This is a genomic window from Ameyamaea chiangmaiensis (assembly GCF_013376175.1).
GTDB lineage: Bacteria > Pseudomonadota > Alphaproteobacteria > Acetobacterales > Acetobacteraceae > Ameyamaea > Ameyamaea chiangmaiensis.
This window is the reverse complement of record NZ_JABXXR010000070.1, coordinates 1-14021: the sequence shown is the minus strand read 5'-3', so window position 1 is coordinate 14021 and position 14021 is coordinate 1. Positions and strand designations below refer to the sequence as shown.

Below are 14021 nucleotides of genomic sequence, written 5' to 3'. Positions count from 1 at the left end.
ACTGCAACAGCGAGCCCGAGTCGGCCGCGTGGCCCAGTGCCGCGCCGACGACAGCGCCCACGCCGCCACCCATCGCAAAGCCGGCAACACCGCCGAACAACTTTCCCCACATGGCCATGCGCTACTCTACCCCGCCTCGCCGCCCGGTCCACTCGGCCCGTGCGGCCGTTCCTCGATCAGACCCGCTCGCGCACTCCAGCGCAAGGCCGCGACACGCAGCGCTGACGCCAGCGGCTGGTCCGCGTCCCTCCCCGCATCCAACGCGGCAATCAACGCCGCGACGGCAAGGTCCCGATCGGCCGCCATCGCCTCGATCACGCACCAGAACGCCGGCTCAAGCGCCACGCTCGTGCGGTGACCGGACACCATCAGGCTCCGCTTGCGCAGCCCGCTCATGCCAGCGCGTCCAGCCGCGAACAGGCCCAGACGGCCGCCTCGGCCACCACCGGATCCGGATCGTGACACAGCCGCGCCGCCGACGGCCGCAATCGCCTCTGCCCCGAATTACCGATCGCCATCAACACGTTGCGCACAAACCGGTTCCGTCCGATCCGCTTGATCGGCGATCCCGCGAACAAGGCCCGGAACCCCGCGTCGTCAAGCCCCGCCAGCCGGTCGAGATCCGGCGCCCGCAAATCATCCCGCTCCCGCAGCTTGATATGACGCGAGGCCGCCGCAAACCGGTTCCACGGACACACGGCCAGACAATCGTCACACCCATAGATCCGATTGCCCATCGCCTCGCGAAACTCGTCCGGTATCGGGCCCACATGCTCAATCGTCAGATACGAAATGCATCGACGCGCATCCATCCGATACGGCGCCGGAAACGCCTGCGTCGGACACGCGTCCAGACAACGCGCGCAGCTCCCGCACCCGCCCGCCACCGGCGCGGACGGCACCAGATCGAGCGTCGTGTAAATCTCACCCAGAAAGAGCCAACTTCCCTGCGTGCGCGACACCAGGTTCGTATGCTTGCCCTGCCAGCCCAGCCGCGCCTGCTCCGCCAGCGGCTTCTCCATCACCGGCGCCGTGTCGACGAAGACCTTCACCTCCGCCGGACCACCCGCCTTCACGACGAACTGCGCCAGATGCTTGAGCATCCCCTTGACGACATCGTGGTAATCCCGGTTCCGGGCATAGACGGAGATGTTGCCACACGCCGGCCGCCCCAGCGTCTCCAGCGCATCGCCATCGGGAGCGTACGACAGGCCCAACGCAATGACACTGCGCGCCTCCGGCCACAGCGCCCGGGGATCGCCCCGCTGCTGCGCCCGATCGGCCAGCCACCCCATGGAGCCGTGGTGCCCCTGTGCCAGAAAATCCCGAAGCCGGTGCCGTGCCTCAGTCCCGAGAGAGGCCGCGCAAAATCCCACCGCATCAAACCCCAGCGCCAGCGCCCTGTCGCGGATCGACGCCTCCAGCGTCAGGGCCCGACCGCCCGTCACGGCACCGGCGGCAGGTCGGGATAAGGCATCTCGTCGGGCGTCCAGTCGTCCGACGCCCAGCCGGCCCGCAGCCGGCCCGCATGGCCAGCCAGATCACCCGCGACGATCGCCGCGCGAATCCCGCGCATCAGCCGCTGATAATACGCCAAATTGTGCCACGTCAGCAGCATCGGCCCCAGCATCTCGTTCGCCCGGAACAGGTGGTGCAGATACGCCCGGTCATGACGCGTACACGCCAGACAATCGCAGTCGGGCGACAACGGACGCGTGTCCAGGGCATGCCGCGCGTTCCGCAGATTGAGCGTTCCCCGTTCGGTATACGCCCGCGCCGTACGCCCCGCCCGGGTCGGCATGACGCAGTCGAACATGTCGATCCCGCGCTCCACCGCGCCCAGAAGATCGTCCGGCGTCCCGACCCCCATCAGATAACGCGGCGCACCCTCGGGCATCAGCGGTACCGTCCCGTCCAGCGTCGCAAACATCAGGGCCTGCCCCTCGCCGACAGCAAGGCCACCGACCGCATACCCTTCGAACCCGATATCCGTCAGCGCACGCACGCTCTCCGCGCGTAATCCAAGCTCCGTGCCACCCTGCACGATCCCGAACTGGCCATAGCCCTCCCGGCGCGCGAACGCCTCGCGCGAACGCGCCGCCCAGCGCATCGACAGCCGCATCGAGGCCTCGATCGCTTCCACCGGCGCCGGCAACGCCGGGCATTCGTCGAAACACATCGTGATCGTCGCATCCAGCGCATGCTGGATATCCGTCGAACGTTCGGGCGTCAGCCGATGCTTCGAGCCGTCGATATGCGACGCGAACGTCACCCCGTCCTGATCCAGCTTGCGCAACGCCCCCAGCGACATGACCTGAAAGCCGCCCGAATCCGTCAGGATCGGCCCCTTCCAGTCCATGAACCGGTGCAGCCCTCCCAGCGCACGCACCTTCTCCGCGCCCGGCCGCAACATCAGGTGATAGGTGTTGCCCAGCACGATCCCCGCCCCCGTGGACCGCACCGCATCCATCGTCATGGCCTTGACGGTGCCGACCGTACCCACCGGCATGAAGGTCGGCGTCGGCACGACGCCATGCGCGGTGTGCAGAAATCCGGCGCGAGCGCGCCCCTCGGTCGACTCACAGACCCATCGAAACGCGCTCATGCCACCCCACGATCAAGAAGACACGCGTCTCCATACGAGTAGAACCGGTATCCCTGCGCGATCGCATGGGCATAGGCCGCCTTCATCCGCGCTTCGCCCGCAAAGGCACACACCAGCATGAACAAGGTCGAGCGCGGGAGATGAAAGTTCGTCATCAGCATATCGGTCGCCCGAAAGCGGAACCCCGGCGTGATGAAAATCGCGGTCTCCCCGGCATAGGGATGCACCACCCCATCCTCGTCGACCGCGCTTTCCAGCAGACGCAGCGACGTCGTGCCGACCGCGACGATTCGCCCGCCGCGCCTGCGCGTCGCGTTGATGGCCGACGCCACCTCGGACGTGATGACCCCGCGCTCGGCATGCATCCGGTGTTCGCTGATCCGTTCGGACCGCATCGGCAGAAACGTGCCCGCGCCCACATGCAGCGTCACCGTCTGACGGTGAACGCCACGCGCCTCCAGGGCCGCCAGAAGCTCGGGCGTGAAGTGCAGGCCCGCCGTCGGCGCGGCTACCGCGCCGCGATGGGCCGAGAAAATGGTGCGATAATCAAGCGCGTCCTGCGCCGTCGGACCCTGCGGCCTGTCGATGTAGGGCGGCAACGCCAGCGCCCCGACCCGGTCCAGGAACGCGTCAAAGGCACTCCCCTCCGCATCGAAGCGCAGCACGACCGCCCCACCCTCCTCACGCGCCACGACCACGGCACGCGTTTCCACCCCGTCGAAGCGCAACACGTCGCCATCGCGCAGGCGCCGGGCGTTCCGCGCCAGCGCGTGCCACGTGCCATCGGGCAGGATCCGGTCCAGCGTGATCCCGATGCGGGCGTCTCCACGCCATGCCGTCAACTGGGCCGGAATCACCTCGGTGTCATTGGCCACCAGCATGTCACCGGCGCGCAGGAAACCGGGCAGGTCCCGCACCATATGGTCCGAGACGGCACCCGATCCACAGGGCACGCGCAAAAGACGGGCCGCATCACGCGGCCGTGCGGGCTCCGTTGCAACCAGAGCGTCGGGCAGCACGAAGTCGAAATCAGAAGCAAGCTCGCTCATCACCCGGGGTTTACGGCAAACCGCCCCCAAAACGCCAGTGTTGAGCCGCCCTCGGCGGCGCGCCCCGGAATGGACAAGCCCACCGCTCCTCCCGCACACTCCGCCTATCCGGCCCGGAATCCAGAAAGGAACCCCCATGTCTTACGCCGCACTCGATGCCACCCGCATCAGCAAGGCCGCCCAGAACGCGCTGAGCACACTCCACGCCGCCACCGAGACGTCCGAGGCCCATGCCCGCAAGATCATCATGGTCGAACGCATCGCCGCCCTCGCCAAGGCCGCCTCCGAGTCGCCCAACGGCGGCAGCGTGATCACGCTCACATCCGAAGAATTCTGGCTGCTCAGCAAGAACTGGTAAGTCTCATGACCTTCACGCTCACATCCCCGGCCTTCGCCGACGGCGGCACGCTGCCCCATGCCCAGCTCTTCAACGGGATGGGCCAGACGGGCGAGAACCGGTCCCCGGCACTGCGCTGGACCGGCGCCCCCGCAGGCACGAAGAGCTTCGCCCTCACCGTCTACGACCCCGACGCACCGACAGGGTCCGGCTGGTGGCACTGGATTGTGGTCAATCTGCCCGCCACGACCAACGGACTGACCGAAGGCGCCAGCCCGGGCGCACTCCCCGAAGGCGCCCTGGAAACCCGCACCGACTTCGGTGCCCCGGGCTATGGCGGTGCCGCGCCGCCGCCCGGCGCGCCCCACCGTTATATCTTTACGGTCCACGCGCTGGGCATCGACCATCTCGACCTCTCACCCGACGCCAGCGGCGCCATGGCCGGCTTCCTGATCAACGCAAACCGCCTTGCGTCCGCCAGCCTCACGGCCCTGTACGGCCACGGCGGCTGACACCTGCGTCCGCAGCCGGGCGGACCGTGAAACATTCGTGACAGCATGGATCCGGTCAGCGGCGGCCCATTACACTCCGGCCGTCGCTCCCCCGGACCCGGATCCACCGCTCATGACGCTCGTCTCACGCCGCTCGCTTCTCTCCCTGACCGCCGGCGCCACGTTCATCGGCCTGCGTGGCGCCCGCGCCGGCGTACCCGACCGTCCGCCCCTGCGTCCGCACGACCCGTTCAGCTTCCTGTTCATCACCGATACGCACCTTCAGCCGGAGCTCGACGCCGCGAGGGGATGCCACGCGGCCTTCGCCCGCGCCCGCGCGATCCCGTCGGACTTCGCCATACAGGGCGGCGACCACGTGTTCGACGCGCTAGGGGTCAACGCCGGTCGCGCCACGATGCTGATGGACCTCTACAAACGCACGGCCGACGACCTGACGATGCCGGTCCATCACACGATCGGCAATCACGACTGCTTTGGCGTCTATACGAAAAGCGGCGCACAACCGACCGACCCGTTCTATGGCAAGAAATACTTCGAGGATAATTTCGGCCGCCTGTATTACGCCTTCGACCACAAGGGCGTGCACTTCGTCGTGCTCGACTCGATCGGCATAACGGCGGACCGGTCCTACGAGGGTCGGATCGACCCGGCGCAAAAGGAGTGGCTCGCCCGTGACCTCGCCGCCCAACCGGCCGGCACGCCGATCATCGTCGTCACGCATATCCCCCTCGTCACCGCGGTTGATGCCTACTCCGCGCCGCTTCCAACACCGCCGAAGCACCACGGCATCTCGGTCGTCAACGCGCACGAGATCGTGCCCCTGTTCGACTCGGTCAACGTGATCGGCGTGCTGCAGGGCCACACCCATATTCTTGAACGTGTCGACTGGCACGGCGTGCCCTACATCACCGGCGGCGCCGTCAGCGGCAACTGGTGGCACGGCACGCGAATGGGCACGCCCGAAGGTTTTCTGGTGGTCGACGTCGCGGACGGACGCCTGACCACGCGCTACGAAACCTATGGATTCAGGACGGTTGACCCGCACAATACCTGAGGAGCACCCCGCACACGGATCAGGCCTCGCCCGACCGCCACCCGTCCCGACCCGATCGACTCAGGATCGCCTCATACCATCCGAGCAGTTCATCGGCCTGAGCCTCATACGTCATGAGCCGGTCCTTGAGCGGATTGACATAGGCGTCGAACCGGGCCGCCTCGCGCAGAAGTCTCTCAACAGCGCCCTGCAGCGTCGCCACGCGATTGTCCATCGCGATACGATTGCCGTTGACCCCCTCGACGATCTCCTCGCACTGCCCTCCGGGCTCCGTGACCACGACCCACACGTCGCGCGCAAGCGCCTCGCGCACCGTCAGGCCGTAACTCTCCCGCCATTGGGACGGAAACAGCAACACGTCGATCTGGTCGTAAAAGTCATCCATCGTCTCCTGGCTGAACGCCGGAACGACGCGCACCCGCCCCCGGACCGACCAGTCATCCACATCAAGGGTCGGAAACCCGAGATTGAGCGTCGCATCGACCAGCACAAGCTCCCACGCATCGCTCTTCAGCGCCCGCACGCACCCCCGGATCAGTTCGAACCCCTTGATCCAGTCCGGACCGCCCACATACCCGAACCGCAACGGCGCGCCCGGCGGACGCGGACGACGCGCGCGGCCCGGCCAACGAAAACCGTTGCGGTTGACCACGATCCGGTCGGCTGGAATGCCGTTGCGGATGTGGCGCTGGCGATGGTCCTCCGATGGGCTGAAGATCAGCGCCGCTTCCATAAGCGCTTGATACATCAACCGCTTGCGATCCTGCAGATAGCGCTCATGGCGCGAACGCGGCGGCTCGAACGCCTGTCCGGGCAGCGGCACCAGACGATGCGCGGGCTCATCACGCGGCAGAAACAGGCGGTCCGACAGCCACCAGCAGTCATGCAACGTCACGACATACGGAATGTCGCGCTCCCGGCACGCACGCAAAAGCCCCAGACCCAGTTCCTGAATGGCGTGAATGTGGACGATCCCCGGACCCCAGCTGTTCAGCCATCGCGCCATATCGGCCGTCACCGCCGGGTTGTCGATCATGCCCTTGCGCCGGAGCTGCACCCCCAGGACATCCGCCCCGCATGCGACGGTGCGCAAGGCGGCCGCCGGCGTCTCAGGCAATTGCGGTCGCGTCGTGATGACCGAGCACGTAACCCCGCGTTCGACGAACACCCGCGTCAGGGCCTCGGCGACGATGGTCGAACCACCATAGGAGCGCGGAGCGAAAAACACGTTGGCCTGCATGACGCGCAGACCGTCGGGCTCAAAGACGGGAGGACGATCGAAAATCGCCTCCACCACGCGCTCGGTCGCATCCGGCGCGTAACGCGCCAGCACGTCGGCACGCGCCTTGTCGGCCAGCTGCCTGCGCAGAGCGGGATCGGCCGCAAGCGTCAGGATCGCCTCCCGCCAGCCCGCCGCACCCGTGGCAAGAAGCCCGTTCTCGCCCGACTGGACAATGCGCGCGAAACTGTCCGTTGGAGAACAGACGCAGACCACACCGACGATGCTGGCTTCCAGAAACTTGATAGCACTTTTGCAATCGTTGAACCGTGTCGCCTCGAGCGGCGCAATCGCGATATCAGCCGTCGCAAGAGCGGACAGATACGGCCCGAACGGCACGGACTCCAGCCGCTCGACACGCTCGCCGAACGCAGCGAACCGGTCTGACAGGGACAGCGATCCAATGATCCGCAGACCCAGCCGGGGCTCCGCCGCCATCGCCTGCGCGATCCCGTCGGCGGCGCAGGCGAAATCGGCGTCGTGCGCGCGACTACCCGATCCATACACGATCCATACCCGGTCGTCCGCACCCGACACCGGGCGCGCGCTTCGGGCCGCCTCGGCCGTGGCGATCGTCGACGCATCGAACGCATTTTCCAGAACATCGACTCGCGCCAGGCCCGCCGCCCGCATCCCCGCCGCAAGACCCTCCGTCGATGCAAGACCGCGTCCGCAGGCCAGCATGGCCTCGCGATACCGTCCGGCATCGGTCAGAAGCCAGTAACGCTCCTCCGGCGACAACGTATCGAGATTGCGATTGGCCATGTAGGCTTCGCGATCGAACAGGAGGTCATCGATCTCCCACACCGGATCGAGGCCGAGGCGATGGGCTTCCCGGATCAGGTCGAGCGCGGAATCAACCGCCGGCACCCGATAGAACACGACCTGCGAACAGAGCTGCATCTCCGCCAGCGCATCGACCGGATTGCGCCAGTCGGCGACCACAACCCGCCAGCCCAGACGCTCCAGCGCACCCCGCTTCTGGGTCACGCGGTAATGCACGCACTGCGGGATGATCATGTCCGCGATCAACAGAATCGACGGCCGCATCCCGCCGACAGTGCCAGACACCGGCGCGCGATACGCGGCGACCAGCGCGGCAGACGTCGTGTCCTGACCCGACGAGCCCGGTCGCGCGCGTGGCCCCTCCAGCCCCAATCGACGGCGCAGCACGGAGGGAACGAAGCGGCCGAACCCGTAATAGCGCGCGACACGACGCAGCAGCGGCGCCGCCCCCTGTTCGCGCACGATCGCCCGTGCCGTTGCGAGGGCCTGGTCCAGCCGCCGGTCCCCCGGCAAACGCCCCGCCAGCAAGGTCCGCACAATGCGCAGCGGCTTGGTGAAGCGCCACGACAGGGAACGCCGCATCAGCATCATCTGCCGCTCGAGAAGATCGACCTCATCCTCGCGGTCGTCGGCATACAGCGCACCAAGACGCTCGAGCGCCAGCGCGGCATCGCTGTCGATGTCCTTGCGTCGCGGCAACGAGACAGGCGGCGGCAACATCTGACCATCCCGTAACTCCGGCCTGAGCCCTGTGCCGGGGGGAACAGACGCGATCGACAGGCGACGCGCTTTGTCGTCATGGACGGTGTTCACCCTTCTGGGCTCCTTCTTGATGGGAGCAACGCGTTTTCGCCCTGCCCCGGGGCCGGCCTCGTCATGCCATGAGCATCGCGGGACAGGCGATCAGATCATGCCACGCCCGGGCGAAGCCGGCCACCTCAAGCCCACCCCGGACGATACCAGACAGACCAGAGGAGTGCCCGACGGTTCGGAAAAGCCATGGCCACACACGCACATGCGCCTCACCATCCCACCCAAATCACCGCACCCGCTACGGCACGGGACGCATCATGCCGCGGAATGTGGCAGACAGAGGGTGACGATCTGCAGCGCAGCCTGATCCGCCGAAGGTACGGACGTCACGTCCTCGCCCGGCATCGCCTGCGCGCGCAACCGCGTGGCCGTCGGGCCGGGATCATGGAGCATAACCCGCAACGCCGAACGGCTCGCACATTCCAGCGCCCATGTCCGGACCAGCGCCGCGAGACCCGCCTTGCTGGCCGCCATCAAGCCCCAGAAGGGCTCCGGCCGATCGGCATGACCATCGGTCAGCACGACAGCCCGTCCCGCCGGCGCCCGCTCGAGCAAGGGCGCGACCGTGCGCAACAGGCGCCATCCGGCCGTCAGGTTGACCGCCATGACCGCCGACCAGTCCCGCTCGCGAATATGCCCCACCGGGGTCAGCACCCCAAGGCACGCGGCCGCATGCACAAGAAGATCGAGCCGCCCGAAACGCGCCGCCAGAGACGGGCCGAGCTGGTCGAGCGCAGGACCATCGGTCAGATCCAGCGGCAGTAACGTCGCGGTCCCGCCCCCGGCACGGATGTCATCATCCAGCTCTTCCAGTGCGCCCACAGTACGGGCCGTCACGACGCAGTGCGCGCCCCGTCGGGCCAGTTCCAGCGCCGTCGCGCGGCCGATCCCCCGGCTGGCGCCGGTGATCAGCGCAACCTGCCCCGCCAGTGGGCGCCCGACTGTTTTCACAGCCGGTCGGCGGCGATCTCCTCCTGATCGACCAGCGGGATGGGATAATCCCCCGTAAAACACGCATCGCAATATTTCGGCGCCGCTTCATCGCGCCCTTCCCGCCCCAACGCGCGATACAGGCCATCGAACGAAATGAATGCCAGACTGTCCACACCGATCAGCTCGGCCATTTCGGCCAGACTGTGCCGGGCGGCCAGCAGCTTGCTGCGCTCGGGCGTGTCGATGCCGTAAAAACAGGGGTGCGTCGTGGGCGGGGACGAGATGCGCATGTGCACCTCCTTGGCGCCGGCACCCCGCACCATGTCGACGATCTTGCGCGAAGTCGTGCCCCGCACGATCGAGTCGTCCACCAGAACCACCCGCTTGCCCTCCAGCACCGGCCGGTTGGCCGAATGCTTCAGCCGAACACCCAGATTGCGGATCTGGTCCGTGGGCTCGATGAAGGTGCGGCCGACATAGTGATTGCGGATAATGCCCAGCTCGAAGGGAATGCCGCTCGCTTCCGAGAACCCCATGGCCGACGGGACACCCGAGTCCGGAACCGGGACAATCACGTCCGCATCCACGCCGCTCTCGCGCGCCAGCTCCACGCCGATCCGCTTGCGCGCGCCATAGACCGGATGCCCATCCAGAACCGAATCGGGGCGCGCGAAATAGATGTATTCAAAGACGCAGAAGCGCGACGGATTGGTACCGAACGGCTTGAGAGAACGCACCCCGGACCCGTCGATCACCACGACCTCGCCCGGCTCCACGTCCCGCACGAACTCCGCCCCCACGATGTCCAGCGCACAGGTCTCGCTGGCCAGAACCCAGCTCGGCGCCCCATCGGGATTGTCCATGCGCCCCAGAATCAACGGCCGAACGCCCAGCGGATCGCGCACCCCGATAAGGGCCTCGCGCGACAACGCAACCAGCGAATAGGCCCCGCGCACCTGCTTCAGTGCATCGATCAGACGATCCACCACCGTGGCGTAGAGGGAGATCGCGATCAGATGAATGAAGACTTCGGAGTCCGTGGTGGACTGGAAAATGCATCCGCGACGCACCAGGGCGCGTTTGAGCGTCTCGGCATTCGTCAGGTTGCCGTTATGCGCCACCGCCAGACCGCCGAATTCGAAGTCGGCATACAGCGGCTGCACGTTGCGCAGCAGGGTCGCCCCGGTCGTGGCATAGCGGTTGTGCCCGACCGCCCGGGTGCCCGGCAGCGTCGCCATCACGCGCGCGTCGCCGAACACGTCGCCCACCAGCCCCAGCCCCTTGTGGTCGTGGAAGCGGCTGCCGTCGAACGACACGATGCCGGTCGCCTCCTGCCCGCGATGCTGCAGCGCATGCAGCCCCAGCGCCGTCATGGCCGACGCGTCGCTGGAATTCCAGATTCCGAAAACGCCGCACTCCTCGTGAAACGCGTCGTCGTCGGTCGACCATTGCTCGGGGCGGTCAGCACAGGACGGCAGGGACGGGTTCAGAAGCTCGGACATAATCAGCACGCTCTCCGGTAGATGGCGCGGGGTCGAACGGGGCAGCAGGTCCGCTCAGATGGCGGGGTCATGAACCGAGTCGTCTGGCGGCGCAAGATGCACACGGACAAAAACCGGCCCGTGGCCCTCCAGATAGAGTGCCGCCCGATAAATAAAAGGGGCGATCCGGCTGCCGTGGACCGCGGCAGCGAACGCCGCGTCGTCCATCACGGCAGAACCCGCCGCATACAGCAGCACCAGCAGCACAACACCCCGGAACACCCCGAACAGACCGCCCAGCAGGGCATTGGCGCCCCCCAACAGCATCGAGCCCTGCATCGCGTTGCCGATCAGGGCCGACACCATCGACAGCAGCAGCACCAACACCACGAACACCAGCGCGAACGCGATCACGTCCGCCAGGGCCCCGCCGGACACATGCGGCGCGATCAGCGGCACGAGACGCCCATACCACCGCGACGCCAGAATGAACGCCACGATCCAGGCCAGAAGGCCGAACAGCTCGCGCGAGAAACCACGCATCAGGCCCCACAGGACCGACATCGCCACGACCAGCACTGCCAGAATATCGACCAACGCCATGCCGGTGCCGCCCCCCTGTCACGCGAGCCCGGTCACGGAGATCGCGCGCGCCTTATGCCATCTGCGAACGCACTAGACCAGTTCGTTGGCGCCGGGCGCTCAGGACGCCTTATGGCAACTTGGTCGACGTCACGTTCCATTGCCGACGCCCGCGACGCAGGCGCTGGTTGGACGGACGATTGAGCTCGAACATAAGGTTGCCGAGTCGCAGCCGCTTGTCCATCTCGTCCCAGACCTCCGCCTCCGCGATCCCGGCGAACATCCAGATGCGCAGCAGCGTCTGCATCACGGCGGCGCTGCCGTCCGTCAACGCGGCGGCGTCGCGATCGACAAAGGCCCGCACGCATTCGGTGGCCTCGGCACCCAGGACGCGCGCCAGACCGACCATGGCGGGATCCGTTGGCGCGGGGCGCACAGACTGCGCCGCGCGTCGCGCTCCTCGACGAATGACAGACCGGCTCAGGGACCACTCCTCCCCACACGTGATGGCGCGACCCGTCATGGCCGCCCTCGCCACGGTGACAGACAGCCCCCGGTCCGTCAAAACCCTTTTCCGTCCGCCCGATGACAGCCGACACGACGGCTGCTAGGTTGCGACATCGAACCGTTTTTCTGACATCGCTGCCGGAGGTTGGGCGTGAGGATGACTCGACAGACCGACAGAGCCCGCGTGTGGCTCTTCGCGCCGTTCGTCGTGCTGTTGCTTCCGCTGCTGGGCGCGTGTGCCGTCAGTACGCCCGACACCCCCGACATGATCGCCCCGCCCGGCAAGAACGCCGCCGATCGCCTCTATGATCGCACCGCCTGCTCCGCGGGCGCCCAGACACGCGAACGCTCGCGTGCCCTGCATTCGGACGCCGCCGCACTGTCCAACGCCTTCGACAGCGCGCCGAGCACCACCCTGGCCACGCTCCATGGCACCGCCGACGGGTTCGACCCGTCCGGCAACGGCGCCGGCGGCGCACCGCACAGCCTGATCGGCCACGCCCTCTATGACCAGGATTACACCGAGTGCATGATTCGTCGCGGATACCGTCCGCGCGAAGAGTCGCAGTTCGGGACCGGCCCCCTCGTCGCCTCCGGCGGACACGGGTCCGATACCGCGACCTTGACCGACGCGGCCGGTCCGTGGACCGCGCTCGTCCTGCGCGATCTCGACGGCACACGCGTTCGCGGCGACATCCCGGGTCAGGCCTCGACCGGCCTGTGGAAACAGGAAATCGCCCGCACGGCACAGACCAATCTGGGTCACAAACCCGGCCTGACCGTGCTGTCGGCCCTCCTTCAGGACGGGCCGACCTACTACTTGCTGTCGATGGCCTTTCTGCCCGAACCCATCTGCGACAACGGAGGCGCCGACGCCGCGCCGGGCCGGGAATACGCTGTCTGTCCGGCGCGCGTCGCCGTCATCGTCGACCACGTCGCACGCGCCCACGCGGTCGGCAAACTCTGCGCCGACATGCTGAACTGGCACCTCCGGCCCGGCGACCGCAACTGGCGCGACCCGGCCCGCTGGGGCACGCGGGCACGGCTCGATGCCAGCCGCCACCTGATCGAGCTCCAGACCCTGCAGGACGGCAAACCCGTCGCCGTCTGCGATCAGGACGTGCAACTCCAGTAATCACCACCGCAACACCGACACGCCTTCCCACTCGCCGTCCGCGTGGCGGGAGCGTCGTTCCGGGCGATGGCGCTCCGGATCACACGGTGAAGTATTTCGCCTTCGGGTTCAGCACCACCAGCGCCGAGGTCGACTGCTCCGGATGCAACTGGAAGCCATCGGTCAGCGAAATACCGATCCGGTCCGCACCCAGCAGTTCCAGAATCGGGGCCTGGTCCTCCAGACGCGGGCACGCCGGATAGCCGAACGAATAACGTGACCCGCGATAGCCCTGCTGGAGCATCTTTTCCATGTCGCGGTCGTCGTCAGCCGCGAACCCAAGCTCGGCACGGATGCGCTTGTGCGTGTATTCCGCCATCGCCTCGGCCATCTCGACCGACAGGCCATGCAGATACAGGTAGTCCTGATAGCGATTGCCCTCGAACCAGTCGCGCGCCACGTCCGACGCCTTCTGGCCGACCGTGACCGCCTGCAAGCCGATCACGTCCCGCACCTCGTCGTCCACGTCGCGCACGAAATCGGCGATGCACTCCCCGTCCTCGCGCGGCTGGCGCGGCAGGGTGAAACGGGCCACCTCCGTCACACCGTCCTCGGCGAACAGGATCAGGTCATTCCCCTGTCCCGCCGCCTTCCAGTAGCCATAGACGGCCTGCGGGCGGAGGATATCGTCCTCGGCCGCCAGCGCCAGCATCCGGCGCAACACCGGCCGCAGCTCCTGCTTGGCCCAGACGATGAAATCGTCCAGCGAACGTCCCTGCTTCCGAAAGCCCCACTGGAACTGATACAGCGACCGCTCATTAAGGAACGGCAACACGGCGTTGGGCGCCGCCTCCACGACGCGCGCTCCCCAGAAGGGCGGTTCGATCGCCGCCAGCCCGGTGTTCAGACGCGCGCGCCTCTGCCTGGCCGCTACCGGGTCGACCGGCGCGAACCCGCGCGTTTCCGCCG

14 protein-coding genes and 1 pseudogene are annotated in these 14021 nt (G+C 67.2%); 4 read left to right on the top strand and 11 right to left on the bottom strand.

Going from position 1 to position 14021, the window contains the following annotated elements:
• The 5 genes and pseudogenes from HUK82_RS17605 to queA all read right to left on the bottom strand — a co-directional run.
• A pseudogene (locus tag HUK82_RS17605) lies at positions 1–118 on the bottom strand (molecular chaperone DjlA); the annotation flags it as partial.
• Positions 119–126: 8 nt separating this feature from the next.
• The gene (locus HUK82_RS09860) at positions 127–396 is read right to left on the bottom strand and encodes a ribbon-helix-helix domain-containing protein (RefSeq protein ID WP_176613802.1); all 270 of its coding nucleotides are present in this window, start codon (positions 394–396) and stop codon (positions 127–129) included.
• Positions 393–1448: a tRNA epoxyqueuosine(34) reductase QueG gene (gene queG, locus HUK82_RS09855; protein WP_176613801.1), complete on the bottom strand. Its 1056-nt coding sequence runs from the start codon at positions 1446–1448 to the stop codon at positions 393–395. The genes HUK82_RS09860 and queG overlap by 4 nt, the downstream gene beginning before the upstream one ends.
• On the bottom strand, positions 1445–2605 hold the full coding sequence (tgt, locus tag HUK82_RS09850; RefSeq protein WP_176613800.1) for a tRNA guanosine(34) transglycosylase Tgt: 1161 nt from the start codon (positions 2603–2605) through the stop codon (positions 1445–1447). Before tgt ends, queG begins: the two co-directional genes overlap by 4 nt.
• Entirely contained in the window at positions 2602–3654 is a 1053-nt protein-coding gene (queA, locus tag HUK82_RS09845) for a tRNA preQ1(34) S-adenosylmethionine ribosyltransferase-isomerase QueA (protein WP_176613799.1), read from the bottom strand. Before queA ends, tgt begins: the two co-directional genes overlap by 4 nt.
• A gap of 136 nt (positions 3655–3790) precedes the next feature.
• On the opposite strand from queA, the gene HUK82_RS09840 reads away from it, so the two are divergent.
• From HUK82_RS09840 to HUK82_RS09830, 3 genes are all read left to right on the top strand, one after another.
• Positions 3791–4012, top strand: a complete 222-nt coding sequence (locus HUK82_RS09840; protein WP_176613798.1) for a hypothetical protein — start codon at positions 3791–3793, stop codon at positions 4010–4012.
• A 5-nt stretch (positions 4013–4017) separates the two neighbouring features.
• A complete protein-coding gene (locus tag HUK82_RS09835; protein ID WP_176613797.1) occupies positions 4018–4503 on the top strand; it encodes a kinase inhibitor in 486 nt (161 codons plus the stop codon).
• 112 nt (positions 4504–4615) lie between these two features.
• A complete protein-coding gene (locus HUK82_RS09830) occupies positions 4616–5557 on the top strand; it encodes a metallophosphoesterase family protein (RefSeq protein ID WP_176613796.1) in 942 nt (313 codons plus the stop codon).
• 19 nt (positions 5558–5576) lie between these two features.
• On the opposite strand, the gene HUK82_RS09825 is transcribed toward HUK82_RS09830, so the two are convergent.
• The 5 genes from HUK82_RS09825 to HUK82_RS09805 all read right to left on the bottom strand — a co-directional run bounded on the left by HUK82_RS09825 (position 5577) and on the right by HUK82_RS09805 (position 11840).
• Positions 5577–8342 (bottom strand): glycosyltransferase, encoded by a 2766-nt coding sequence (locus tag HUK82_RS09825; protein WP_212648091.1) that lies wholly within the window; start codon positions 8340–8342, stop codon positions 5577–5579.
• A gap of 348 nt (positions 8343–8690) precedes the next feature.
• Positions 8691–9386 (bottom strand): SDR family NAD(P)-dependent oxidoreductase, encoded by a 696-nt coding sequence (locus tag HUK82_RS09820; RefSeq protein WP_176613794.1) that lies wholly within the window; start codon positions 9384–9386, stop codon positions 8691–8693.
• Positions 9383–10870 carry an amidophosphoribosyltransferase gene (purF, locus tag HUK82_RS09815; protein WP_176613793.1) on the bottom strand — a complete coding sequence of 496 codons (1488 nt, stop codon included), beginning with the start codon at positions 10868–10870 and terminating at the stop codon, positions 9383–9385. Before purF ends, HUK82_RS09820 begins: the two co-directional genes overlap by 4 nt.
• Positions 10871–10924: 54 nt before the next feature.
• Positions 10925–11452: a CvpA family protein gene (locus HUK82_RS09810; RefSeq protein ID WP_176613792.1), complete on the bottom strand. Its 528-nt coding sequence runs from the start codon at positions 11450–11452 to the stop codon at positions 10925–10927.
• Between the two features lie 109 nt (positions 11453–11561).
• Entirely contained in the window at positions 11562–11840 is a 279-nt protein-coding gene (locus HUK82_RS09805) for a phosphoribosyl-ATP pyrophosphatase (RefSeq protein WP_176613791.1), read from the bottom strand.
• Between the two features lie 255 nt (positions 11841–12095).
• On the opposite strand from HUK82_RS09805, the gene HUK82_RS09800 reads away from it, so the two are divergent.
• The gene (locus HUK82_RS09800; protein WP_176613790.1) at positions 12096–13073 is read left to right on the top strand and encodes a hypothetical protein; all 978 of its coding nucleotides are present in this window, start codon (positions 12096–12098) and stop codon (positions 13071–13073) included.
• Positions 13074–13152: 79 nt separating this feature from the next.
• Here the strand turns inward: HUK82_RS09800 and HUK82_RS09795 are convergent.
• Positions 13153–14021, bottom strand: an 869-nt coding sequence (locus tag HUK82_RS09795) for a vitamin B12 dependent-methionine synthase activation domain-containing protein (protein ID WP_305144404.1), incomplete at its 5' end; no start/stop codon positions are given.

What these genes read in the sequence shown, in the direction of transcription:
- HUK82_RS09860 (WP_176613802.1), bottom strand. Translation starts at nt 396, where the DNA reads ATGAGCGGGCTGCGCAAGCGGAGCCTGATGGTGTCCGGTCACCGCACG.
- tgt (WP_176613800.1), bottom strand. Translation starts at nt 2,605, where the DNA reads ATGAGCGCGTTTCGATGGGTCTGTGAGTCGACCGAGGGGCGCGCTCGC.
- queA (WP_176613799.1), bottom strand. Translation starts at nt 3,654, where the DNA reads ATGAGCGAGCTTGCTTCTGATTTCGACTTCGTGCTGCCCGACGCTCTG.
- HUK82_RS09840 (WP_176613798.1), top strand. Translation starts at nt 3,791, where the DNA reads ATGTCTTACGCCGCACTCGATGCCACCCGCATCAGCAAGGCCGCCCAG.
- HUK82_RS09835 (WP_176613797.1), top strand. Translation starts at nt 4,018, where the DNA reads ATGACCTTCACGCTCACATCCCCGGCCTTCGCCGACGGCGGCACGCTG.
- HUK82_RS09830 (WP_176613796.1), top strand. Translation starts at nt 4,616, where the DNA reads ATGACGCTCGTCTCACGCCGCTCGCTTCTCTCCCTGACCGCCGGCGCC.
- HUK82_RS09825 (WP_212648091.1), bottom strand. Translation starts at nt 8,342, where the DNA reads ATGTTGCCGCCGCCTGTCTCGTTGCCGCGACGCAAGGACATCGACAGC.
- purF (WP_176613793.1), bottom strand. Translation starts at nt 10,870, where the DNA reads ATGTCCGAGCTTCTGAACCCGTCCCTGCCGTCCTGTGCTGACCGCCCC.
- HUK82_RS09810 (WP_176613792.1), bottom strand. Translation starts at nt 11,452, where the DNA reads ATGGCGTTGGTCGATATTCTGGCAGTGCTGGTCGTGGCGATGTCGGTC.
- HUK82_RS09805 (WP_176613791.1), bottom strand. Translation starts at nt 11,840, where the DNA reads ATGGTCGGTCTGGCGCGCGTCCTGGGTGCCGAGGCCACCGAATGCGTG.
- HUK82_RS09800 (WP_176613790.1), top strand. Translation starts at nt 12,096, where the DNA reads ATGACTCGACAGACCGACAGAGCCCGCGTGTGGCTCTTCGCGCCGTTC.